The following is a 22,785-nucleotide window of genomic DNA, read 5'->3' as shown; positions in this document are numbered from 1 at the left end:
ACATTTCTTCCAGATAGTAGAATCTAGTTTCCGCAATGCGGAAGTAAATGCAGAATTCAATGCGGGATTACTCACCGCGGGGCGCGACGGTGACGCGAATCCGACAGCCGAAGCAGGAGTACTCCATGGCTCGTATGACCGCTGCCCGCGCGGCAGTCGAGATCCTCAAGCGCGAGGGCGTCAGCGACGCGTTCGGCGTCCCCGGCGCGGCGATCAACCCCTTCTACGCCGCCCTCAAGGCGGCCGGCGGTATCCACCACACCCTCGCCCGCCATGTCGAGGGCGCCTCGCACATGGCCGAGGGCTTCACCCGTACCCGCCCCGGCAACATCGGCGTCTGCATCGGCACCTCGGGCCCGGCCGGCACGGACATGATCACCGGCCTCTACTCCGCGACCGGCGACTCCATCCCGATCCTCTGCATCACGGGCCAGGCCCCGACCTCCGTGATCCACAAGGAGGACTTCCAGGCCGTCGACATCGCCTCCATCGCGGGACCGGTCACGAAGATGGCGGTCACCGTCCTGGAGGCGGCCCAGGTCCCGGGCGTCTTCCAGCAGGCCTTCCACCTGATGCGCTCGGGCCGCCCCGGCCCGGTCCTCGTCGACCTGCCGATCGACGTCCAGCTCACCGAGATCGAGTTCGACCCGGAGACGTACGAACCGCTGCCGGTCTACAAACCGGCCGCGACCCGCGCCCAGATCGAGAAGGCGATCGGGATGCTGAACGCCTCCTCACGACCGCTGATCGTCGCCGGCGGCGGAGTCATCAACGCCGACGCGGCCGAACTCCTCGTCGAGTTCGCCGAGTTGACCGGCACCCCGGTCGTCCCCACCCTGATGGGCTGGGGTGCCCTGCCCGACGACCACGAGCTGAACGCCGGCATGGTCGGCCTCCAGACCTCGCACCGCTACGGCAACGCGACCTTCCTGGAGTCCGACTTCGTCCTCGGCATCGGCAACCGCTGGGCCAACCGCCACACCGGCAGGCTGGACGTCTATACCGCCGGCCGCACCTTCGTCCACGTCGACATCGAGCCCACCCAGATCGGCCGGATCTTCGCCCCCGACTACGGCATCGCCTCCGACGCGAAGGCGGCACTGGAGCTTTTCGTGGCGGTGGCAAGGGAGTTGAAGGCCGCGGGCAGCCTCCCCGACCGCTCCGCCTGGGCGGCCTCGGCACAGGAGAAGAGGTCGACTCTCCAGCGCCGTACGCACTTCGACGACATCCCGATCAAACCGCAGCGCGTCTACGAGGAGATGAACAAGGCCTTCGGCCCGGAGACCCGGTACGTCTCCACGATCGGCCTCTCGCAGATCGCCGGTGCCCAGATGCTCCACGTCTACCGCCCCCGCCACTGGATCAACTGCGGCCAGGCGGGCCCCCTCGGCTGGACGATCCCGGCCGCGCTCGGCGTCGCCAAGGCCGACCCCGAGGCATCCGTCGTCGCCCTCTCCGGCGACTACGACTTCCAGTTCATGATCGAGGAACTGGCCGTCGGCGCACAGCACCGCATCCCGTACGTCCATGTCCTGGTGAACAACGCCTACTTGGGCCTCATCCGCCAGGCGCAGCTCGGCCTGGACATCAACTTCCAGGTCAATCTGGAATTCGAGAACATCAACTCGCCCGAGCTGGGCGTCTACGGCGTCGACCACGTCAAGGTCGTCGAGGGCCTGGGCTGCAAGGCCATCCGGGTCACCGACCCCGCCGAACTCGGCACCGCCTTCGAGCAGGCGAAGAAGCTCGCCGCGGAGTTCCGCGTGCCGGTCGTCGTCGAAGCGATCCTGGAGCGTGTCACCAACATCTCGATGAGCCGCACGAACGACATCGGCGAGGTGGTGGAGTTCGAGGAGATCGCGACCGAGCCCGGCCACGCACCGACGTCGATCAGGACGTTGAAGGTCTGAGACACGGGAGGAGAGGGGGCCGTCCTGAGGGACGGCCCCCTCTTTCGTGTGGCTGTGTCGCCGATCGCCGGCTCACTGGTCGTGGTGCTCAGACAGCCCCGGCCAGTCCTCCGGTCCGCCGCCCTGCCACTCGATCAGGTCGCTCTCCTCGACCTCGATCCGGTCCAGGTCGGCCAGCCGCAGGATCTCGACGACATCGTCCAGGTGGGAGGCGATGCCGAGGGTCTCGTCGCCGGTGGTGACCCGACGGGAGCCGTCCAGGGCCGGGGGGTGGACCACGATGTGCGGAAACTCCGTCGGTGGATGTGTCATGCGTCAAGGCTCCTGCGAGTACGGCGGATCCGCACCCGGAAACACCGAAGAGCGCCGTCTCCGGCGCTCTTCGTGGTGGCCGTCCGACGGCGCGAGGCTGGGCGCGACAGGACGTTCGCGCCGCCGGACGGGGTCATGGGGCGGGGTGTTGCGCGTGGGTGTTTCGGGTCGGTCTTTCGGCTGGGACCGCGGCGGTCGCGACGGAACCGGGGGCTTCTTCTCTCAGGTCGAGAAGGAGATCCCGGGACCTTCACCACCGCACTGGCTCGCACTCCGCCGCGGTCCTGGCCCCGCCCGCGCCGTGCCGGCGACCACCCCTCATCCGGGTCGTCCGGCACACACGGGCCGTCTGTTGGTTCGCGGTATGGCGTGATTCCGGGCGGCGCCACCGCCTGGGCGCGACAGGACAGATGTCGGCGGCGGCGCCGCCCGGAAGTCTCAGAGCCGCGCGCCGGAGAGGCGCTCGACGGCGCGCAGCAGCGCCGAGTGGTCGAGGCCGCCGTCGCCCTGCGTGCGCAGCGACGCGACGAGTTGGGCGACCACCGCGCCGACCGGCAGTGCCGCGCCGACGTTGCGGGCCGCGTCGGTGACGATGCCCATGTCCTTGTGGTGCAGGTCGATCCGGAAGCCCGGCTTGAAGTCGCGGTTGAGGAAGTTGTCCTTCTTCCGCGTCAGCACGGTGGAGCCCGCGAGCCCGCCGCCCAGGACGTCGAGGGCGGCGGCCAGGTCCACGCCCGACTTCTCCAGGAAGACCACGGCCTCGGCGCACGCCTGGATGTTCACGGCGACGATCAGCTGGTTGGCGGCCTTCACGGTCTGCCCGGAGCCGTGCGGACCGCACAGCACGATGGTCCTGCCGAGCGCGTCGAAGATCGGCCGTGCCTCGTCGAAGTCGGCCCGGTCGCCGCCGACCATGATGGACAGTACGGCCTCGATCGCGCCGGCCTCGCCGCCGGACACGGGGGCGTCCAGGACCCGAATTCCCTTGTCCGCGGCCGCCTTTGCCAGGTCGACCGAGGTCTGCGGGGTGATCGACGACATGTCGATCAGCAGGGCGCCGGCGCGCGCGTTCTCCAGGATGCCGTCGGGGCCGTAGGCGATGGCCTCGACCTGGGGGGACGCGGGCACCATCGTGATCACCACGTCGGCGTCGCGTACGGCCTCGGCGATGGAACCGGCCGCGCTGCCGCCGGCGGTGGCCAGGCGGTCCAACTTGTCCTGTTCCAGGGTGAATCCGGTGACGTCGTAACCGGCCTTGAGAAGGTTCTCGGACATGGGGGAACCCATGATGCCGAGGCCTATCCAGGCGACCTTGGGGAGCTTGCTCATCGGAAGTGCCTTTCGGTGAAGGTCAGTTGGGCAGCCAGCCGAATGCCTCGGCGCTCGGGCGGTCGCCGGGCTTGTACTCCAGGCCCACCCAGCCGTCGTAACCGGCCTTCCTCAGCTGGTCGAGGAGGTCTTCGAGGGGGAGGGTGCCGGTGCCCGGGGCGCCGCGGCCCGGGTTGTCCGCGATCTGCACATGGCCGGTCTTCGCCGCGAACTGCTCGATCACCGACGGGAGTTCCTCGCCGTTCATGGACAGGTGGTAGAGGTCCATGAGGAAGCGCGCGTTGCCGAGGCCGGTCGCGTCGTTCACCTTGTCGACGATGCCCACGGCGGCGGGCGCGCTGACGAGCGGGTACAGCGGCGACTCGGGCTTGTTGAGCGCCTCGATCAGGAGGACCGCGCCGATCCGGTCGGCGGCGCGGGCCGCGAGGACCAGGTTCTCCAGCGCGAGCGCGTCCTGCTCGGCCGGATCGACTCCCGCCACGCGGTTGCCGTAGAGCGCGTTGAGCGCGGTGGCGCCGAGGGACCCCGCGAAGTCGGCGGCCACGTCGATGTTCGCGCGGAACCGCTCCGACTCCTCGCCGGGGATCGACAGGGCGCCGCGATCCGGTCCCGGCAGCTGTCCGGCGTAGAAGTTCAGGCCGGTGAGCTGGACGCCCGCGTCCTCCAACGCCCGCTTGAGGGCGTCGAGTTCGGACCGTGCGGGGGTGGGGGAGTCGACCCAGGGCCACCACAGCTCGACCGCGGTGAAGCCGGCCGCGGCGGCTGCCGCGGGGCGTTCCAGGAGCGGGAGTTCGGTGAAGAGGATCGACAGGTTGACGTTGAAGCGCTGGTCTGCGGCTGTGTCCCATTTAAAAGCCGGCATCGGGGTCGCGCTCCCTTCCGTGTCGGGGTGATCTGTCCGGGTGCCGTGTCGGGATGCGGCGTTGAGATTCCGTATTGTGGAATATTGTTTCTGCTTAATGGAAGATTGCCGTCGGGTGTCGGAGCTTGTCAAGAGGGCTCGGCGGAAAACGGCACCGCGCGTTAGGTTGTGCGCGTGCGATTGCGAGTGGAGTTCACGACAGAGCCCTTCGACCTCGACGAGGCCCCCGCCCATGCGCTGGTCGCCAGGGAGGTCATCCAGGGGGCGGAGCTGGACGCCGTGGACGTCGGGCCGTTCGGCAACACGGCCGAGGGGGGTGCCGACGCGGTGCTCGCTGCCGTGGACGCGCTGCTGCGCAGGGCCCTGGAGGCCGGTGCCACCCGGATCTCGCTCCAGCTCAACGTGATCGGCGAGGGCGACCGGTGACCGGCCTCGGTGACGAGCCCTTCATCACGGCCGTGAAGCCGCTGGTCGACGCGATGGGCGGCGAGCTGGTCCCGCCCGACGAGGCCGGCCCCGACGACGTCGTGCTCGCCTGGGAGGGTGCTGACGTGGTCGCCGTACGCCTGCCGCAGCTCGCGGACTCGCTGGACCACATCCTGGCCGCCATGGAGCGCAAGAAGGGCAAGCCCCTCGCGGACCTGGACCGCAAGGCCAAGCAGGAGGTCGTACGGATACTGGAGGCGCGCGGCGCCTTCTCGGTACGGCACGGCGTGGAGACCGTCGCGAGCGCGCTCGGGGTCAGCCGGTTCACCGTCTACAACTACCTCAACCGCGAGAAGGAGAGTTGAACCCTTTCCCGGTTGTTACCCGGAATTTTCAACAAAGTGTTGACGTGGTGTTGCCGAGGGCGTTAGCTACTGCCAGCCCGATCAGCACAAGGCCACGGAGGCTCCCGTGACGTCGACATCCACGCCGCCGGGCCTCGCCCGGTTCAACGCCCTGGAGGAGCACGCGGCCCTCGCCGCCCTCCTGGAGGTGTGCGCATCCACGGCGTGGACCCGGCGACTGCTCACCGGCCGCCCGTACGCCGGACCCGAGGACCTCTACGCCGAGAGTGACGCGGCGATGGCCGACCTGACCGCCGGGGACCTCGGCGAGGCGATGGCCGGCCACCCGCCGATCGGCCGCCCCAAGCCCGGCGACCCCACCTCCGCCCGCGAACAGCGCGGCATGGCGGGCGCCTCCGAGGAGCTCAGGTCGGAGATGCTCGACCTCAACCTGGCGTACCAGGAGAGGTTCGGCCATGTCTTCCTGATCTGTGCCACCGGCCGCACCGGCGAGCAGATGCGCGACGCGGTCAAGGAACGGATCGGCAACTCGCCGGAGCGGGAACGCGAGATCGTCCGCACCGAGTTGGGGAAGATCAACCGCATCCGGCTGGCCAAGCTCGTAGAGGAAGAAACGGCATGAGCACCAGCACCACCGCCTCGGTGTCCACGCACATCCTGGACACCTCCGTCGGTCGACCCGCCGAGGGAGTCGCCGTCCAACTCGCGGCCCGCAGTGGGGCGTTGGCGGACTGGCAGGCGCTCGGCGGATCCGCGACCGACGCGGACGGGCGGTGCAAGGACCTCCCGGCGCTGCCGGAGGGCACCACACACGTACGGCTCGACTTCGCCGTCGAGGCGTATTTCCAGCGTTCAGAGAACAAGCAAGCCGATGCGCAGCAGGACGCCCCCGCGAATCGGGACAGCGGTGCGAGCGGAGTGTTCTTCCCCGAGGTGGCGATCACCTTCGCCGTCCGGCCCGGGGAGCACTACCACGTGCCGCTGCTGCTCAACCCGTTCGGCTACTCCGTATATCGAGGGAGCTAGCACATGACCACGATCCTGGGCCAGAACCAGTACGGCAAGGCCGAGAACCGAGTCGTCAAGATCACGCGGGACGGCGCCACCCACCACATCAAGGACCTCAACGTCTCCGTGTCGCTGAGCGGCGACATGGACGAGGTCCACTACTCCGGCTCGAACGCCAACGTGCTGCCGACCGACACCACCAAGAACACGGTGTACGCGTTCGCCAAGGAGCACGGCATCGAGTCCGCCGAGCAGTTCGGCATCCACCTCGCCCGGCACTTCGTGACCTCGCAGGAACCGATCAAGAGGGCGCGCATCCGCATCGAGGAGTACGCCTGGGAGCGTACGACGGGAGGCCACTCCTTCGTCCGCAAGGGCCAGGAGACCCGGCTCACCCAGATCACGTACGACGGCCGGAGCTGGGAAGTCGTCTCCGGGCTCAAGGACTTGACGGTGCTCAACTCGACGGACTCCGAGTTCTGGGGCTACGTCAAGGACAAGTACACGACCCTCCCCGAGGCCTACGACCGCATCCTGGCGACCGAGGTGTCCGCACGCTGGCGCTTCAACTGGTCCGACGACGCACAGGAGATGCCCGACTGGGAGACCTCCTACGAGCGGACGAAGCAGCACATGCTCGGGGCCTTCGCCGAGACGTACTCGCTGTCGCTCCAGCAGACCCTGTACCAGATGGGTGCGCGGATCATCGACAACCGCGAGGAGATAGACGAGGTCCGCTTCTCGCTCCCCAACAAGCACCATTTCCTGGTGGACCTGGCGCCGTTCGGGCTGAAGAACGACAACGAGGTCTACTTCGCCGCCGACCGGCCCTACGGCCTGATCGAGGCGACCGTCCTGCGGGACGGCAGCGAGGCGCTCATCCCGGCGGACCTCACCAACCTCTGACGCGAACTCGGCACGGAAGCAAGGAAGTTGGGACGAACGATGGTAACGATGAGTCAACGTGTCGTCATCGAGAACTGTGCGATCGCGACGGTGGACGCCGCCGACACCGAGTACGCCACCGGGTATGTCGTCATCGCCGGCAACCGCATCGAGTCGCTCGGCGCGGGCAGGGCCCCCGAGGGGCTCACCGATGTGGTCCGGCGCATCGACGCGAGCGGTCACCTGGTGACCCCCGGCCTGGTCAACACCCACCACCACTTCTACCAGTGGATCACCCGGGGTCTGGCCACCGACCACAACCTCTTCAACTGGCTCGTCGCGCTGTACCCGACCTGGGCGCGCATCGACGAGCCGATGGTCCGCGCCGCCGCGCAGGGCTCCCTCGCGATGATGGCGCGCGGCGGGGTGACCACCGCGATGGACCACCACTACGTCTTCCCGAAGGGCTCCGGCGATCTCTCCGGCGCCATCATCGGCGCCGCCCGCGAGATGGGCGTCCGCTTCACGCTGGCCCGCGGCTCGATGGACCGCAGCGAGAAGGACGGCGGACTGCCGCCCGACTTCGCCGTCGAGACCCTGGAGGGCGCCCTCGCCGCGACCGAGGCGACGGTACGGGAGCACCACGACGCCTCCTTCGACGCGATGACCCAGGTCGCGGTGGCCCCCTGCTCGCCGTTCTCCGTCTCGACCGAACTGCTCCAGCAGGGCGCCGAGTTGGCCCGCCGGCTCGGGGTACGGCTGCACACGCACGGCTCGGAGACGGTCGAGGAGGAGCAGTTCTGCAAGGAGCTGTTCGGCGTGGGGCCGACCGACTACTTCGAGTCCACCGGCTGGCTCGGCGAGGACGTGTGGATGGCGCACTGCGTCCACATGAACGACTCCGACATCGCCGCCTTCGCCCGCACGAAGACCGGTGTCGCCCACTGCCCCTCGTCCAACGCCCGCCTCGCGGCCGGTATCGCCCGCGTCCCCGACATGCTCGCCGCCGGCGTCCCGGTCGGCCTCGGCGTCGACGGCACCGCCTCGAACGAGTCCGGCGAACTCCACACCGAGCTGCGCAACGCGCTTCTCATCAACCGCCTCGGCGCCCACCGCGAAGCCGCCCTGAACGCCCGTCAGGCGCTGCGCCTCGGAACCTACGGCGGCGCCCAAGTCCTGGGCCGCGCAAGCGAGATCGGCTCCCTGGAGCCGGGCAAGCTGGCCGACCTGGTGCTGTGGAACCTGGACACCCTGGCCCACGCCTCGATCGCCGACCCGGTGACCGCGCTGGTCTTCGGCGCGGCGGCCCCGGTCACCGCCTCCTTCGTGAACGGCCGTCAGATCGTCGAGTTGGGACGCCTGTTGCACGTCGACGAGGACGCCATCGCCCGCTCCACGCGGGAAGAGGCCCGGCGGCTGGCACGGATCGCCGCACAGGGCTGAGCAGTTGACAGGTCGGCAGGACGGCCGACCCGAGATCTCCGGTTGAGGGGGACGGCCCTCATCCGGTGGCCGTGGCCGGGGCGTGCAGGTGCGCGCCCCGGAACGGCCTTACCCATCCCCTTTGTTGGGTTCCGTCCCCCGGTCCCGCACGACCGCGCATCACCTCCTGAAACCCACGTCAGAGCCGACGTGTCACCCGCCCGGAGGAGCCGCCGTGACCACCCATCCCGTCGACGAGAAACTCCCCGCACTCAAGATGGCCACCACGGGACTGCAACACGTGGCCGCCATGTACGCGGGTGTCGTCGCCCCGCCGCTGATCGTCGGGGCCGCCGTCGGCCTCTCCGGCACCGAACTCACCTTCCTCACCGGCGCCTGCCTCTTCACCGCGGGCCTCGCCACCTTTCTGCAGACCCTCGGGATCTGGAAGATCGGCGCCCGGCTGCCCTTCGTCAACGGCGTCACCTTCGCCGGAGTCGCCCCGATGACCGCGATCGCGGCCTCCACCAGGGACAAGTCCGACGCGCTGCCCGTGATCTTCGGCGCGGTGATCGTCGCCGGCCTGCTCGGCTTCCTCGCCGCCCCCTTCTTCAGCAGGGCGGTCCGCTTCTTCCCGCCGGTCGTCACCGGCAGCGTGATCACCCTCATCGGCGTGTCCCTGCTGCCGGTCGCCTTCGGCTGGGCTCAGGGCCCCGACCCCTCGGCGCACGACTACGGTTCGACGACCAACCTGGGACTCGCGGCGGCAACTCTCGTCGTCGTGCTGGTCCTCCGCCGCTTCACCCGCGGCTTCGCCAGGCAAGTGGCGGTCCTGCTCGGCCTGTTGATCGGCACGCTCCTCGCCATCCCCTTCGGAGCAACGGACTTCGCCCCGGTCACGGACGCCGACCTGATCGGCTTCCCCACCCCCTTCCACTTCGGCGCACCGCAGTTCCAGCTCGCCGCGATCGTCTCGATGTGCGTCGTGATGGTGGTCTCGATGACCGAATCCACCGCGGACATGCTGGCGTTGGGCGAGATCGTCGAACGCCCCGCGGACGAGGCGACCATCGCCGCGGGCCTGCGCGCCGACACCCTCGGCTCGGCGATCAGCCCCCTCTTCAACGGCTTCATGTGCAGCGCCTTCGCCCAGAACATCGGCCTGGTCGCCATGACCCGCATCCGCAGCCGGTACGTCGTCGCCACCGGCGGCGGCTTCCTGGTGCTGATGGGCCTGTGCCCGGCGGCCGCGTCGCTGATCGCCGTCGTACCGCGCCCGGTGCTGGGCGGCGCGGGCGTGGTCCTGTTCGGCTCGGTCGCCGCGAGCGGCATCCAGACCCTGGTCGGGGCGGGCCTGGAGAAGGGCGACAACGTCCTGATCGTGGCGGTCTCGCTGGCCGTGGGCATCATCCCGATCACGGCACCGGACTTCTACCACGCGTTCCCGGGGACCGTCAGGATCGTCCTCGACTCGGGCATCTCCACCGGCTGCGTGGCGGCGGTAACCCTGAACCTGGTCTTCAACCACCTCGGCCGGGTCCGCGAGCAGACCAGGGATACGACCGAGGCCGTACCCCTCGCCGGTCAGCCGATCGTGTAACTGTCCCCGTACACCTTCCACTTGAGCGGTGTGTCCAGGTCGAGGTCGCCCTTCTTCAGGAACAACCGCTGGGCGGTCTCGACCCGGGACACGTCACTGTGCGCCGCCTCCTGCTTCATCGCCCGGACGCGGGCGTCGGGGAAGGCACTGTGAACTCCCCGGCCAGACCATGAGGTTGGCGAACAGCTCGGCCTGCTCGATCGCGTCGTCGAGAGCGTGGTGGGTGTGCCGCCGCCGGGACAGCAGCTCGCGCGGCATCGTGCCCTTGGCCACGGCACGCAGCGGAAGCCCGGCCTTCGTCGCGTACAGCGTCTTCATGTCCAGACAGCCGGAGTGCCCGAAGGGGCTCGCGCCGGTGAAGCGGATCAGATACCAGTACAGGAACATCCAGTCGTACGACGCCGGGTAGCCGCACATCACCGGCTGCGCGCCCGCGGCGACTTCACGCACCCAGGCACTGAACTCGGCGAGAGCGGCGGCGGGTTCGGCACCGTCGCTCAGCAGCCGCTCCCGGTCGAGCCCGCTCACCGCCAGCGCCTCCGGCACGAACTCCTCGCCGATCGGCCGCAGTTCACGGTAGAAGGTCTGCTTCTCCGGGTCCGCCGCGGTGAACCCGTCGGCGTCCTGTGTCCCGGCCACGGCCGCGCCGAGGCTCAGCATGGAGTACGGGCCCGGGATCGGACCGTCGGCCTCGATGTCGACGGAGATGTACAGGCTGGGCTTGACGCGTCGTGCGGACATGGGCCGGAGCATCGCAGGCGGACGTGGTGGTCCGCACCCGAATTCAGCCGTGCCGGACCATCCGGCAGGGCATGGCCTCGGGGAGCCGGCCGGTGAAGTACGACCGGGGCGGGACGCCCATCAGGGCACGGAAGTCGGACGTCATGTGGGACTGGTCGTAGTAGCCGGTGACGGCGGCGAGTTCGGCCCAGGAGAGTTCGGTGGCGTGGGCCACCACGGCGCGCACCCGGTTGATACGGGCGTAGTGCTTGGGGGAGAGACCGACTCCCTCGGCGAAGAGATTGCGCAACTGCCGCTCGCTGACGGCGAGTTCACGGGCGACGGCGGGCACCGGGCCGGGGAGGTGACCGACGCGGATCGACATCGCGTCGACACCTGCCCGGACGAGGTCGGTGCGCATGGAGTCCGCGGCGGCGGTGAGGCGGTCGGGGACGACCTCCGTGAGTCGGGCGACGGCCGCCTCGGGCTCCAACCCGTGCAGCTCGTCGGCCAGTTGACGGGCGACCCGGCCGGGCAGCTCGCCCAGGGGCATGGCCCGGCCGACGAGATCGACGGCCGGAACGCCCAGCAGCGGCCGTGTGGTCCCCGGCGTCAGCCGCAACTCCGCGCAGGCCACGAGGTGTTTGGCCGCGTGGTAGGTGGCCCGGACGCGCGGCCCGACGACGAGGACACTGCGGCGGCCGTTCCCCTCGATGCGGACCACCAACTTCGTTGCCGCGTCCGGGAGATGGACGAACGGTTCCACCGGGAGGCGGTTCACGGCCAGATCGGCGATGCGCGCGATCCAGGGGCGCAGCTCGTCCGGCAGGGGCAACTCCCGTTCGGACACGTCGGCGTTGGTCACCCCTCCACGGTAAGCGCGCCAACGGCCCGCACCGGGCCCTCGAACGTGCCGGAATCTCCTAGAACCGAAGGCCCCTGCCCGCCCACCGTGGTGGTCATGATCCTAGTGACGGGTGCCACGGGCACCATCGGCAGCGAGGTCGTACGACAGCTCGTGGCGCGAGGCGAGAAGGTGCGCGCCCTGACCCGGGACCCCGGGAAGGCCCGGATTCCCTCGGGGGTGGAGCCGGTGCGGGGCGGTCCCGCCGACCGGGCCGCCGTGGACGCGGCGCTGACCGGCGCCGAAGCCGCCTTCCTGGTGGGCGTGTTCGGACCGGACGACGCGGAGCACGACCGGGGCCTGGTCGAGGCCGCGCGGGCGGCGGGCGTGCGCCGGATCGTGAAGCTCTCCGGCATCGGCACCGGCGACCCCGCCGTCGGACCCTTCAGCACCTGGCACGAACCCGGTGAACAGGCGGTGCGGGACAGCGGGTCGGAGTGGACGATCCTGCGCCCCTCCGCCTTCGCCTCGAACACGCTCGGCTGGGCGGCATCCGTGCGTGCGGGCAGCCCGCTGCCGAACACGAGCGGCTCCGGCGGCCAGGGGGTGGTCGACCCGCGTGACGTGGCCGAGGTGGCGGTGGCCGCGCTGCTCGACGCGGGCCACTCGGGGCGGACGTACACCCTGACCGGACCCGAGGTGCTGAGCGTGCCCGATCAGGCCGCCGTGCTGGCCGAGGTCCTCGGGCGCCCCGTCGAGGTGCGCGACCTGTCATCGGCCGAGGCGCGTGAGTATCTGCTCGGTCTCGGTTACAGCGACACGTTCATCGACGCCTCCGAGATCAGCAGGGAGTTCGTCAGGAACGGCGGCAACGAGGTCGTCACCGAGGAGGTGCGGGAGGTCCTGGGCCGCCCGCCGCGCACCTATCGGGAGTGGGCCCAGGACCACAGGGCGGCGTTCGGGGCGGAGTGAGGGGAGAGGCTGCGAGGCGGCGTTCGGGGCGGAGCGACAGGCGCGGCTGCGGGATGGCGTTCGGGGACGGCGGGCCCGAGCGGGTGCGGGGGTCGCGTCAGCCGTGCGCTCATTCCGGAGCACCCTCGCCGGTCACGTCAGCCGCGCGCCCCTCGCAGCCCCGGCGCCGGGGCGCGTCGGCTGCGCCGCCAGTAGCACCGCCGCCCTGTCGTGTCAGTCGCGCCGCCCCCGCAGCACCCCCGCCGCCAGCACCAGCGCCGCCGCCCCGATCAACGCCGCGACGCGGAACGCCAGTTGGTACCCCGCCGCCGTCGCCGGTATCAACTCGGCCCCTCGGGCCACCAGTTCATCGGTCCGGCCCGCCGCCAGTGTCGACAGCATCGCGAGCCCCAGTGAACCGCCCACCACCTGTGTGGTGTTGAAGAGCCCGGAGGCCAGTCCCGCGTCCTCCTCCCGCGCGCCCGACAGGGCGAGCCCGGTCAGCGCGGGCATCGCGGCGGCGAACCCGGCGGCGAGCAGGAGCAGCGGCGGCAGGACGTCGGTGACGTACGAGCCGTCGGCGGGGGCGCGGCTCAGCAGCCCCATCCCCGCGACGATGAGGACCAGGCCGGCCAGCAGCACCCGGTACGCGCCGAAGCGGCCGATGGTCCGCGCCGACAGGCCCAGCATCAGGAGGCCGATCGCGACCGGCGCCGGCAGGAACGCCGTACCGGTGAGCAACTCGCTGAAGCCCATGACGCGTTGGACGTACAGCGCGCCGATGAACTGGAAGCCGAACATGGTGCCGATCATCAGGATCTGCACGGTGTTCGCGCCGGTCAGCAGCCGGGAGCGGAACAGGCGGAGGCGCAGCAGCGGGCGGGCGGCCCGGGCCTGGCGGACGGTGAACGCCACGAAGAGCGCCAGGGCGAGGGCGGCCAGCAGCAGGGTGGCGGTGAGGGAGCGGTCGCCGGTGCCGACGATGACGTAGACCGTGAGCATCAGCGCTCCGGTGACCAGCGCGGCGCCCGGGTAGTCGGCGCCCTTGCCGAGGCCGGCGCCCTGCTCCGGGGCGAGGACGCGGACGGCCGCGAACCACGCCACGATCCCGATCGGCAGGTTGATGAGGAAGATCCAGTGCCAGTTCAGGGCCTGGGTCAGTGCCCCGCCGAGGAAGGTGCCGAGGGCTCCGCCGCCGGCGCCGACCGCGCTGAACACCGCGATGGCGCGGGCCAGTTCACCCGGTTCGGGGAAGAGCGCGAACAGCATGCCGAGGACGACCGCCGAGGCCATCGCGCCGCCGACGCCCTGCACGGTCCGGGCCGCGATCAGCGTGCCCTGGCTCGTCGCCAGCCCGCAGAGCACGGAGGCCGCGGTGAACACGGCGAGCCCCGCCGTGAACATCCGCTTGCGGCCCACCAGATCGCCCAGCCGGCCGACGAGGAGCAGCAGTCCGCCGAACGGGATCAGATAGGCGTTGACGACCCAGGCGAGCCCCGGCCCGGAGAACCCGAGGTCGCGCTGGATCGCGGGCATGGCGACCGTGACGATGTTGCCGTCCAGGATCGTCATCAGCGTCCCCGCGCACAGGACGACGAGGGACGCCCAGCGGGAGTACGTTCGTTCCAGCCCTTGCGGCGGTGCCTCGGACAGGGTCGACATGGCTTGTGGCCTCCATCGTTCTCCGTTGCACCCATAGGTGCACGACTTGTAACGGGGAACATCGTGAGGAACCATGGAGGCCGGCAGAAGGAGGCACTTCGATGTCCCAGGGGAACACCGGTGTAACCGCCCAGGTCGTGAACGCGCACGCCTGCCCGGTGCGCGAAGTTCTTGACAGGGTCGCCGGCAAATGGAGCGTGCAGATCCTGGTCGCGGCGGCCCACGGTCCCATCCGCTTCACCGAGTTGGAGCGCAGCATCGAGGGCATCAGCCGCCGCATGCTGACCCTCACTCTGCGCAACCTGGAGCGCGACGGACTCGTCACCCGCACCGTCTTCCCGACCGTGCCGCCCAAGGTCGAGTACCAACTCACCCCGGTGGCCCAGGAGTTGCACGAGACCCTGCAACGGCTGACGGACTGGGCCGAACGCAACCGCCTCTACATCGCCGAGTCCCGCGCGTCCTACGACTCCGAGCGCGATCCGGAGTGAGGGTGACGGCGCCCCGGCTCAGAGCCCGAACAGACCCGGGTCCGTGGTCAACTGCTTGAAGTACTCCCGTGGTTGAGCCGCCAGTCGGCGTTCCTTGAGGTCCAGCAGGCCGCCGACCGACGCGACCTCCGCCGAAACCGTGCCGTCGGTCTTCGTGATCGTCTGGGTGACCCGGAACGTCTTGCCCTCACCCCACTCGAAGACACAGCTCACCTCGACGTCCTCGCCCGCGCGCAGCTCCCGCAGATAGCGGATGGTCGTCTCCAGCACGACCGGCGCCACCCCCTCGGCGAGCAACTCGGCCTGACCCACCCCCGCGGCCTGCAGCAGCGCCCAGCGGGCGTGCTCCGCGTACTGCAGATACACGCTCTGATTGAGGTGCCCCAGGCTGTCGGTCTCGTATCCGCGGACGGTCACCGGGACGGAAAACGGCTCGCTCACTGCGTTCCCTTCTCATGCTGACGGAACTCGTACTGACGGACGATCTGCCGCACCGATCTTGGCACGCCCCTCAGCTTCTCCGCGGTGAGGCCAGCAGATAACTCGCCCCCGTACGGGGCTCGTTGTGCTCGCTCACCTGCCAGCCGGCCCGCTCCAGCGTCTCCGCGCAGGCGCGCAGCGCCGTCCCGTCCGGGTCGCGCACGGCGACGGCCTCGGGCTGCGGGGTCGCCCGCACCCGGTAGCCCTCCGTGCCGTCCCGTCCGGCGGGCCGGTGCCCCGCCGCCTCCAGGGCGAGCGCGGCGGCCTGCACCAGATGCGAACGCTCCCAGCCGCACGGCCGGTCCACGGAGCCGTCCCGATTGGTCATCCGGCGCAGCTCCAGCAGCCCCTGCCAGGCGCTGTGCACCTCACGTGTGCGAACCGGACCGGTGTCCGGCAGATCCTCGCCGCCGATCCGGGCGGCGAAGACCCCGGCGGTCGCGGGGGCCGTCTCCGCGACCGGCTCGGCGACCTCGGGTGCGGACTCGCGTATGCGATGCCCCGCCGGCGTCAGAAAGTGGTCGTGCGGCGGTCGCGGATGCCGGAACGCGAGCCCCCGCTTCACCAGCGCGGCGAGCTGCGCCTCCGTACCCCGCAGCCGACCGGTGACGGGATCGGCGGCGTCGATGACACGCCGTTGCGCGGCGGTCGGCGGTCGTGTCACGGCGTGCTCCTCCCCGCCGCGTCGACGGGTGTCCGCGGCTCATTCGAAGGCTACGACGGGGGTCTGACATTCCAGGCGGCGATCACCGGCCGCCCGTGCTCCGTGCCCAGCCGGCACAGGGTCCCGGTCGCCAGCTGGAACAGCGCCCCGTCCGACGGCGGCAGCCCGAGCCGCCGCGCGGTGAGGACCCGTAGGAAATGGCCGTGCGCCACCAGCACCACCACGCCCTCGGTGTTGGCGAGCGCCGCGTCGACCTTGGCCAGCACACGGTCGGCGCGCCGACCCACCTGGCCCGGGGTCTCCCCGGGGTGGTCGGACGGCCCGGGCGCGACCCCGTCGGTGAACAGGAACCAGTCCGGCCGGGTGCGCTGGATCTCGACGGTCGTGATCCCCTCGTAGCCGCCGTAGTCCCACTCCCGCAGATCCGGGTCGATCCGTACGTCCGTGAGACCGATCAGCTCGGCGGTCTCCCGCGCCCGCTGCGAGGGGCTGACGAACGCGGCGCCGACCCGGTGCGAACGGATCAGCGGCACCAGACCGCGCGCCTCCTCCCGCCCCTTCGCGGTCAGCGGGACATCGGTCCAGCCGGTGTGCCGCCCCGACCGGGACCATTCGGTCTCTCCATGCCGTACGAGGAAAAGATCACCCATACCTCACAGGCTATGGGCCCACTGCTCCAACGTCGCGAAATCGGTCTCGCGCAGACCCCGGCGCGGGTCCACCTTGAGGAGGAGCGCCGCCCCGTCGTGGTGCTCCTCGACATGCCGTATGTCCAGGTCGGTGACCAGGTCGTCGACCCAGACGAAGGGCCGTCCCGCCGCCCAGGCCACGACCTGCCGGGTCTTCCAGTACAGCCCGTCCGGGTCCTTCGCGAACAGGTCCGTGAACTCGATCACCGGCAGGTCGCCGGGCAGCCCGATCACCGGCGCGATCATCTCGTTGGCCTCGTGCATCCAGGTGGTGGCCCAGGCCGGCTCGTACGGCAGCGCGCGTATCCGCTCCCCGTGCCCGGGGTGCAGCCGCACCCGCAGCCCCCGCCGCAGCCGCCGGGAGCCCGGCCGCTGCCGGGCCGACCAGTTCGCCGGCCACAGCCGGCGGGTGACATAGCCGCGATGGCGCAGGAACCGGGCGCCGTACGGGTTCAGGGGGCCGTCGACGTCGAGGAGCAGTAAAGGGCGGTCCGTCATGCGGAGGAGCTACCCAGGGCGGGGCGGGGTTACTGGCGATACCCGCCGAGGAACCGCCCGATCCGCCCGATCGCTGCCTCCAGGTCGTCCGCGTGCGGGAGCGTGAGGATGCGGAAGTGGTCGGGGGTGGGCCAGTTGAAGCCGGTGCCCTGGACGACCTGGATCTTCTCCCGGAGCAGCAGGTCGAGGACGAACTTCTCGTCGTCGTGGATCTTGTGCACCTTGGGGTCGAGCCGGGGGAACGCGTACAGCGCGCCCTTCGGCTTCACACACGAGACCCCGGGGATCTCGTTGAGCTTCTCCCACGCCACGTCGCGCTGTTCGTACAGCCGCCCGCCGGGGACGGTCAGGTCGCGGATGGACTGCCGGCCGCCCAGCGCGGCCTGGATGGCGTACTGCGCGGGCGCGTTGGGACACAGCCGCATGGAGGCCAGCATCGTCAGGCCCTCCAGGTAGTTCTTCGCGTGCTGCTTGGGGCCCGTCACCACCAGCCAGCCCGAGCGGAAGCCGGCCACCCGGTACGTCTTCGACAGGCCGCAGAAGGTGAGGACGACCAGGTCGGGGGCGAGCGCGGCGGCCGAGTGGTGCACGGCGTCGTCGTAGAGGATCTGGTCGTAGATCTCGTCGGCGAAGACCATCAGGCCGTGCCGGCGGGCGAGGTCGAGGATGCCCTCGATGATCTCCTTGGGGTAGACGGCGCCGGTGGGGTTGTTCGGGTTGATGATGACGACGGCCTTGGTGCGGTCGGTGATCTTCGCCGCCAGGTCGTCCAAGTCGGGGTACCAGTCGGCCTGTTCGTCGCACAGGTAGTGGACCGCCTTGCCGCCGGAGAGGGTCGTCACCGCCGTCCAGAGCGGGAAGTCCGGGGCGGGGATGAGGATTTCGTCGCCGTCCTCCAGCAGCGCCTGTACGGCCATGGAGACCAGCTCGGAGACGCCGTTGCCCAGGAACACGTCGTCGACGTCCACCTCCAGGCCCAGGGTCTGATAACGCTGGGCGACCGCGCGGCGGGCCGAGAGGATGCCCCGCGAGTCCGTGTAGCCGTGGGCCTGGGGGAGCATCCGGATCATGTCCTGGAGGATCTCCTCGGGCGCCTCGAAGCCGAAGAGCGCGGGGTTGCCGGTGTTCAGCCGCAGGACGCTGTGGCCCGCCTCCTCCAGTGCGTTGGCGTGCTCGATCACCGGACCGCGGATCTCGTAACAGACCTCGCTGAGCTTGCTCGACTGCCGGAACTCCATTGCGCCCTCGCCCCATCGGCTTCGTGTGTTGCTTGGTTTTACCAAGTGTGAGCTTGGAAAGTCCAACAACATGTCTAGACTGCGTCGCATGTCACCTCGCCGAAGCTACGACCAGTACTGTTCCGCGGCCCGGGCCCTCGACCTCGTCGGCGACCGCTGGACCCTGCTGATCGTCCGCGAACTCCTCGCAGGACCGCGCCGCTACACGGACCTGCACGCCGATCTGCCGGGTGTCAGCACTGACGTACTCGCCTCACGGCTGAAGGACATGGAACGGGACGGCCTGACGACCCGGCGGCGGCTGCCACCGCCCGGCGCCGCCTACGTCTACGAACTCACCGGACGGGGGCGGGAGTTGCTGCCCGTGCTGCAGGCCCTCGGTGCCTGGGGCGCGCCCGAACTGGGGGAGCGGCGACCCACGGACGCGGTGCGCGCCCACTGGTTCGCGCTGCCGCTGCTGCGGGCGCTGGAGGGCGAGGGGCTTGTCGAAGTCCGGCTGGAGGAGGGGGAGTTCCACCTGTATGCGGGAACGGAGGGGGGCGGCCCGGTCTACGGCGAAGGTCCCGCGCCCCGGGAGCCCGACGCCCGGCTCGTGCTCGGCGTCGAGACGTGCACGGCCGTCGCTCAGGGGGAGTTGAGCCTCACCGACGCGGTGCGCGCCGGACGCATCGACGTGAGCGGCGACGGAATGCTCGCGAAGGCCCTGCGGGAGGCCTGAGACGACAGAAGGCCCGCCGGGAGCGGGCCTTCTGATGAGACGTCACATACCGGGCGGCGGTACGCGCCGGGGCCGTCCCGACCCACGCGTCAGCGCATACCCGCCGATCCCCGCGAGCGCAGCCAGCACACCGCCGATGCCCGTCCACACCCAGCGGTCGGACCACCAGCCCGACGACCAGCCGCCGTCGGGCTCGATGCTCGACAGCGCTGCCGACGTGGTCGACGAACTGTCCTCGTCCGACGCCGACTTGACCGCGATCCCCGGTGTCAGCGGCTGGGCCAGCGAGCCGTCCACCGCCGCCGAACCGCCGATGTCCTTGGAGTCCACCCGCAGTTCGGTGCTCACCGGCTGGCCCAGGTCCGAGGACTGGAGGTCCACGACCGTCAGCCGGACGTAATAGGTGCCGGGCAACGGGTCGTTGGCCCACTGCTCCGACCAGGCACGGACCGTACGCAGCGTGCACGCCAGGTCCAGCGAGGCGGTGCCCTGCGCGGCGGTGCGCGTCGCAGCCCCGTACTGGCAGGCCTGGCGGCGCCGCAGGCCGTCGTAGACATCGAGCTGCCAGGTCTCGCCGGCGTGTGTGTCCGGGAGCTTCACCGTTGCCTTGGCGGTGGGGCGTTGACCGGCGTCCGCGGCGAACGACCAGTACAGGTAGTCACCCGTGGAACCGCTCGCGGTGGCCTGCCGGCCCTGGTCGAGTTCCGTGGCCGTACGGAAGGAGGTGCCGGCCTGGGTGGGGGCCGAACTGCCGCCGGAGGAGGAGGTGGAGGCGCTCGCGGAGGGCGAGGAGTCCGCCACCGCAGGGCCCGCCGCCAGCCCCGCCATCAGCAGGGCCGTGCTCAACACACGTGTGATCCGCATCAGTTGGTCCTCCAGACCGCGAGACGCCAGCGGGACAGCCAGCCCCAGAGCAGACCCGCGACGAAGCCGGTCAGCACGAGGGCGCCGAGCAGCCACCAGCCGCGGCCGAGGCCGAAGGAGGCCACGTCGCTCGAATTGCTGGGCGCGTCCACGACGTCGACGGTCAGTTCGAGGGGCAGACCGGGCGTGGTCTTCACGCCGGAGGCCGCCGAGAAGGAGTTGGTGACCTGGAGACACACGGTCTCGGCCGGCGCGTTGTCGTCGTCGCTCTCCGCCTTCGGGTAGCGAAGGCCGGTGGAGATGACGTCCGTACGGCCGTTGCCCGTGCCCTCGCCGCGCACGATCTCGCGGCCGTGCACGGTGACGGCCCGCAGCAACACCCCGTAGTCCGGGTCGACTTCACGGTCGGCGCCCACGCTGACCGAAGCACGCAGCTCCTGACCGGGGTTGACGTCCACGCGGTAGAAGCGCTGCTTGCCGAACTCCTCGCGGTCCGTGTAGAGACCGGACTTGAGGGTCGGGGCGCTGGAGCACTGGGCCGTGCCCTCGGTGGCGACCGGAGTCACCACCGGGTCGGCCGCGCGGTCCACCAACTGGCCCACGCGGTCGGAGAGTTCCTCCTTGTGCTGCACGGACGTGTACGTGCCGCCGGTCGCGTCCGCGATGCAGCTGAGCTGGTCGCGGGTCTTCGCGTCCGGCACCAGACCCAGCGTGTCGATGGTCAGGCCGATGCCCTTGGCTGCGATCTCGCGGGCCACCTCGCACGGATCCAGCGGCTGGCAGGTGTCCTCGCCGTCGCTGATCAGGACGATCCGGCGGGTGCCGTCACCGCCGTTCAGGTCGTCCGCCGCCTTGAGCAGCGCGGGCCCGATCGGCGTCCAGCCGGTGGGCTGGAGCGTCGCCACCGCGGTCTTGGCCTCGGTGCGGTTCAGGGTGCCCACCGGGTAGAGCTGCGCAGTGTCCTTGCAGCCCGTCTTGCGGTCGTTGCCGTGGTAGTTGGCGCCCAGGGTGCGGATGCCGAGCTGCACTTCCTCGGGTGTCGCGTCGAGCACCTCGTTGAACGCCTGCTTCGCCGCTGCCATCCGAGAGCCGCCGTCTATGTCCTTGGCGCTCATGGATCCGCTGACGTCCAGCACGAGTTCGACCTTGGGGGAGGCCGTGGAGTCCGTCTCGTCGGCGACCGCTCCGGCCGGGAAGGCGACCCCGGCCGAGAGGGTGGCGAGCAGGGCACAGATCCCCGCCGCCAGCCGTTGTCTTGTGATCATCGCCGGATCCTATTGATCAGATGGACCGGGCTCCAAAACGAGCGGGTTGGGCAGCCCGGTCCACTGGTCCCCGGGCAGCTCCGGCGACAGCCGCATCAGCGTCAACGCCTTGGTCGGCAGCGGCTGTCGGAGGAGCGCGAGGAGGTCGGGCGTCCGCTCCAGCTTCGGTACGACGGCCGCCAGCGCCGCCCTGAGCGCCGTACCGGAACCGGCCGTACCCGCGAGCGCGCCCGCCACCAGTGAGCCGAACAGCTTGCGGCGCAGGGTCGTTTCGTCGTCGGTGACGATCCGTCCGCTCAGCCCGGGGACCGGAATCCCGTGCCGGGCAAGGCGTTTGGGGCTGACCCGGATGTCGGCGAGATCGCGGTAGACCAGGCGTACCGGGGCACCCGTCCGGTCCAGGACCACCAGCAGGTTCTGACCGTGCGCCTCAAGAGCCACACCGGACTCCAGCAGGCGCAGACCTACGACGAGGGCGAGGCGCGTGAACTCGGCCAGCCATGCGGGCGATCGGGGCAGGCCGGTGGTCGCGAGGGCGGCCACCGGCAGGACCCGCTCGCCCGCTTCCGTGTCCGCGTACGTCTGCGGCGACTCCCGCAACACGGCCGCCAGGTCGGGCGAGTCGGCCGTGGCCGCGCCCAGGGTGCGGGTGACGTGCAACAGGCCGTCCGAGCGCGCCGCCAGGGTCTCCCCGAACGCCGACAAGACCGCCGAAAGACCGATCGAGTAGACCGAGATGTCCCGCACCGAGGACGTCAGCCGGGCGCTCAGCGCGGTCTTGACGTGCGTACCGCCCGCCAGGGCCAGTGTGCGCAGCGACATCAGCGGATGCGCGTCCACCGGAGCGTCCCCCGCGCGCTTGAGCACATGGACCGCCTGCCACGGGTGCACCGGGATCAACAGCCGCCCCGCGTCCCGCAGTTCCTCCGGCCACGCGCCGGTCAGCAGACACTCCTCCGCCCGCACCGGCACCGAACCGAGCGCCACCACCGGCCGGTGCTCGGGCCCGTACGCGAGCTGCTCGGCCGCCGAGAACCCGGGCCGGGAACGGCAGTTGGGGTGGAAGGGATGCCCGTCGACGATCCGCTGCTCCCACTCCCAGTCGTGCGCCGGCCACTCCTCCGTGTGCGCGGGCTGGTTGGCCCGGGACAGCGCCAACGAGGCGACGCTGTGCCCGAGTTCGGCCGCGAAGGCCGAGCCGTGCGGCACCGCGAGGTCGGTCATCAGCCGTGCCGGATCGTCGTAGGCCGTGCCGTCGAGGTGGACAACCGTGACGTACGCGTCGGTCGCGTACGGGTCGGCGGGCGGGCCGTGCAGCGTCCGGCCGCCGGAGAGCCGTAGAACGAGGCCCGGGGACCGGCCGGTGATCCACGGCAGAGGCTCATGGGCGAGCGCCCGCCACAGGCGGGTGAGGACCGCCGCACGGGCGCCGGGCAGCTCGGCCGCGTACCGTTGCAGGAGGTCGGGCCGTACGGCGGCGAGTTCCTCGGCCACCTCTGCCTCGGGATGTGGGGGACGGTCCACGGTCGACTCCTCGGGTGCGGACGGGGCGTCAGGGTCGGTGACGACGAGAGACATACTG

General features: G+C 70.6%; 25 protein-coding genes and 1 pseudogene. 11 read left to right on the top strand and 15 right to left on the bottom strand.

Features of this window, described 5'->3' with window-relative positions:
* Nucleotides 1-125 precede the first annotated feature (125 nt).
* Nucleotides 126-1,910 (top strand): glyoxylate carboligase, encoded by a 1,785-nt coding sequence (gene gcl / locus ACFXC1_RS10595; protein ID WP_381241357.1) that lies wholly within the window; start codon nt 126-128, stop codon nt 1,908-1,910.
* A 72-nt stretch (nt 1,911-1,982) separates the two neighbouring features.
* Here the strand turns inward: gcl and ACFXC1_RS10590 are convergent, their stop codons facing one another.
* The 3 genes from ACFXC1_RS10590 to ACFXC1_RS10580 all read right to left on the bottom strand — a co-directional run bounded on the left by ACFXC1_RS10590 (nt 1,983) and on the right by ACFXC1_RS10580 (nt 4,413).
* Entirely contained in the window at nt 1,983-2,222 is a 240-nt protein-coding gene (locus ACFXC1_RS10590) for a hypothetical protein (protein WP_381241356.1), read from the bottom strand.
* Between the two features lie 438 nt (nt 2,223-2,660).
* On the bottom strand, nt 2,661-3,551 hold the full coding sequence (locus tag ACFXC1_RS10585) for a 2-hydroxy-3-oxopropionate reductase (RefSeq protein ID WP_381241354.1): 891 nt from the start codon (nt 3,549-3,551) through the stop codon (nt 2,661-2,663).
* A gap of 22 nt (nt 3,552-3,573) precedes the next feature.
* On the bottom strand, nt 3,574-4,413 hold the full coding sequence (locus ACFXC1_RS10580) for a TIM barrel protein (RefSeq protein WP_381241352.1): 840 nt from the start codon (nt 4,411-4,413) through the stop codon (nt 3,574-3,576).
* A gap of 174 nt (nt 4,414-4,587) precedes the next feature.
* On the opposite strand from ACFXC1_RS10580, the gene ACFXC1_RS10575 reads away from it, so the two are divergent.
* The 7 genes from ACFXC1_RS10575 to ACFXC1_RS10545 all read left to right on the top strand — a co-directional run bounded on the left by ACFXC1_RS10575 (nt 4,588) and on the right by ACFXC1_RS10545 (nt 10,119).
* Nucleotides 4,588-4,839 (top strand): hypothetical protein, encoded by a 252-nt coding sequence (locus ACFXC1_RS10575; protein ID WP_381241351.1) that lies wholly within the window; start codon nt 4,588-4,590, stop codon nt 4,837-4,839.
* Nucleotides 4,836-5,204 carry a helix-turn-helix domain-containing protein gene (locus ACFXC1_RS10570; RefSeq protein WP_093629992.1) on the top strand — a complete coding sequence of 123 codons (369 nt, stop codon included), beginning with the start codon at nt 4,836-4,838 and terminating at the stop codon, nt 5,202-5,204. The genes ACFXC1_RS10575 and ACFXC1_RS10570 overlap by 4 nt, the downstream gene beginning before the upstream one ends.
* 106 nt (nt 5,205-5,310) lie before the next feature.
* Entirely contained in the window at nt 5,311-5,826 is a 516-nt protein-coding gene (gene uraD / locus ACFXC1_RS10565) for a 2-oxo-4-hydroxy-4-carboxy-5-ureidoimidazoline decarboxylase (protein WP_381241349.1), read from the top strand.
* Nucleotides 5,823-6,230 carry a hydroxyisourate hydrolase gene (uraH, locus tag ACFXC1_RS10560; RefSeq protein ID WP_381241347.1) on the top strand — a complete coding sequence of 136 codons (408 nt, stop codon included), beginning with the start codon at nt 5,823-5,825 and terminating at the stop codon, nt 6,228-6,230. The genes uraD and uraH overlap by 4 nt, the downstream gene beginning before the upstream one ends.
* Nucleotides 6,231-6,233: 3 nt before the next feature.
* A complete protein-coding gene (gene pucL, locus ACFXC1_RS10555; RefSeq protein WP_381241345.1) occupies nt 6,234-7,118 on the top strand; it encodes a factor-independent urate hydroxylase in 885 nt (294 codons plus the stop codon).
* A gap of 48 nt (nt 7,119-7,166) precedes the next feature.
* Nucleotides 7,167-8,540 carry an 8-oxoguanine deaminase gene (locus ACFXC1_RS10550; protein WP_381241343.1) on the top strand — a complete coding sequence of 458 codons (1,374 nt, stop codon included), beginning with the start codon at nt 7,167-7,169 and terminating at the stop codon, nt 8,538-8,540.
* 214 nt (nt 8,541-8,754) lie between these two features.
* Nucleotides 8,755-10,119 carry a nucleobase:cation symporter-2 family protein gene (locus ACFXC1_RS10545; protein ID WP_381241341.1) on the top strand — a complete coding sequence of 455 codons (1,365 nt, stop codon included), beginning with the start codon at nt 8,755-8,757 and terminating at the stop codon, nt 10,117-10,119.
* Here the strand turns inward: ACFXC1_RS10545 and ACFXC1_RS10540 are convergent.
* The 3 genes and pseudogenes from ACFXC1_RS10540 to ACFXC1_RS10530 all read right to left on the bottom strand — a co-directional run.
* Nucleotides 10,104-10,265 (bottom strand): annotated as a pseudogene (locus ACFXC1_RS10540) (chitosanase); the annotation flags it as partial. The gene ACFXC1_RS10545 and the pseudogene ACFXC1_RS10540 sit on opposite strands and share 16 nt — an antisense overlap.
* Nucleotides 10,213-10,860, bottom strand: coding sequence for a 3'-5' exonuclease (locus ACFXC1_RS10535; protein ID WP_381241340.1), 648 nt, complete (start codon nt 10,858-10,860; stop codon nt 10,213-10,215). The pseudogene ACFXC1_RS10540 and the gene ACFXC1_RS10535, both read right to left, overlap by 53 nt.
* A 43-nt stretch (nt 10,861-10,903) precedes the next feature.
* Nucleotides 10,904-11,704 carry an AraC family transcriptional regulator gene (locus ACFXC1_RS10530; protein ID WP_381241339.1) on the bottom strand — a complete coding sequence of 267 codons (801 nt, stop codon included), beginning with the start codon at nt 11,702-11,704 and terminating at the stop codon, nt 10,904-10,906.
* A gap of 96 nt (nt 11,705-11,800) precedes the next feature.
* Between ACFXC1_RS10530 and ACFXC1_RS10525 the strand changes: the two genes are divergently transcribed.
* Nucleotides 11,801-12,655, top strand: a complete 855-nt coding sequence (locus ACFXC1_RS10525; protein WP_381241338.1) for an NAD(P)H-binding protein — start codon at nt 11,801-11,803, stop codon at nt 12,653-12,655.
* A 213-nt stretch (nt 12,656-12,868) separates the two neighbouring features.
* Here ACFXC1_RS10525 and ACFXC1_RS10520 read toward each other — a convergent pair whose 3' ends face one another.
* Nucleotides 12,869-14,296, bottom strand: coding sequence for an MFS transporter (locus ACFXC1_RS10520; RefSeq protein ID WP_381241337.1), 1,428 nt, complete (start codon nt 14,294-14,296; stop codon nt 12,869-12,871).
* 101 nt (nt 14,297-14,397) lie between these two features.
* On the opposite strand from ACFXC1_RS10520, the gene ACFXC1_RS10515 reads away from it, so the two are divergent.
* Nucleotides 14,398-14,787, top strand: coding sequence for a winged helix-turn-helix transcriptional regulator (locus ACFXC1_RS10515; RefSeq protein ID WP_381241336.1), 390 nt, complete (start codon nt 14,398-14,400; stop codon nt 14,785-14,787).
* An 18-nt stretch (nt 14,788-14,805) separates the two neighbouring features.
* On the opposite strand, the gene ACFXC1_RS10510 is transcribed toward ACFXC1_RS10515, so the two are convergent.
* The 5 genes from ACFXC1_RS10510 to ACFXC1_RS10490 form a co-directional block, all read right to left on the bottom strand.
* Entirely contained in the window at nt 14,806-15,228 is a 423-nt protein-coding gene (locus ACFXC1_RS10510; RefSeq protein WP_381241335.1) for an acyl-CoA thioesterase, read from the bottom strand.
* Nucleotides 15,229-15,298: 70 nt separating this feature from the next.
* Complete coding sequence (locus ACFXC1_RS10505; protein ID WP_381241333.1) at nt 15,299-15,931, bottom strand: hypothetical protein; 633 nt, start codon at nt 15,929-15,931, stop codon at nt 15,299-15,301.
* Nucleotides 15,932-15,981: 50 nt separating this feature from the next.
* Nucleotides 15,982-16,581 (bottom strand): histidine phosphatase family protein, encoded by a 600-nt coding sequence (locus ACFXC1_RS10500; protein WP_381241331.1) that lies wholly within the window; start codon nt 16,579-16,581, stop codon nt 15,982-15,984.
* A 3-nt stretch (nt 16,582-16,584) separates the two neighbouring features.
* Complete coding sequence (locus ACFXC1_RS10495) at nt 16,585-17,118, bottom strand: HAD domain-containing protein (RefSeq protein ID WP_381241329.1); 534 nt, start codon at nt 17,116-17,118, stop codon at nt 16,585-16,587.
* A 29-nt stretch (nt 17,119-17,147) separates the two neighbouring features.
* Nucleotides 17,148-18,356 (bottom strand): pyridoxal phosphate-dependent aminotransferase, encoded by a 1,209-nt coding sequence (locus ACFXC1_RS10490; RefSeq protein WP_381241328.1) that lies wholly within the window; start codon nt 18,354-18,356, stop codon nt 17,148-17,150.
* A gap of 88 nt (nt 18,357-18,444) precedes the next feature.
* Here ACFXC1_RS10490 and ACFXC1_RS10485 point away from each other — a divergent pair, with 88 nt between their 5' ends.
* Entirely contained in the window at nt 18,445-19,074 is a 630-nt protein-coding gene (locus ACFXC1_RS10485; RefSeq protein WP_381241326.1) for a winged helix-turn-helix transcriptional regulator, read from the top strand.
* A 42-nt stretch (nt 19,075-19,116) separates the two neighbouring features.
* Here ACFXC1_RS10485 and ACFXC1_RS10480 read toward each other — a convergent pair whose 3' ends face one another.
* The 3 genes from ACFXC1_RS10480 to ACFXC1_RS10470 are packed head-to-tail and all read right to left on the bottom strand — an operon-like array spanning nt 19,117 to nt 22,781.
* Entirely contained in the window at nt 19,117-19,938 is an 822-nt protein-coding gene (locus tag ACFXC1_RS10480; protein WP_381241325.1) for a hypothetical protein, read from the bottom strand.
* Entirely contained in the window at nt 19,938-21,203 is a 1,266-nt protein-coding gene (locus ACFXC1_RS10475; RefSeq protein WP_381241323.1) for a VWA domain-containing protein, read from the bottom strand. Before ACFXC1_RS10475 ends, ACFXC1_RS10480 begins: the two co-directional genes overlap by 1 nt.
* Nucleotides 21,204-21,212: 9 nt before the next feature.
* Complete coding sequence (locus ACFXC1_RS10470; protein ID WP_381241321.1) at nt 21,213-22,781, bottom strand: IucA/IucC family protein; 1,569 nt, start codon at nt 22,779-22,781, stop codon at nt 21,213-21,215.
* Nucleotides 22,782-22,785 lie beyond the last annotated feature (4 nt).

It is taken from the genome of Streptomyces hokutonensis, assembly GCF_042751305.1.
Lineage (GTDB): Bacteria > Actinomycetota > Actinomycetes > Streptomycetales > Streptomycetaceae > Streptomyces > Streptomyces hokutonensis_A.
This window is presented reverse-complemented; position numbering and strand designations above follow the sequence as displayed.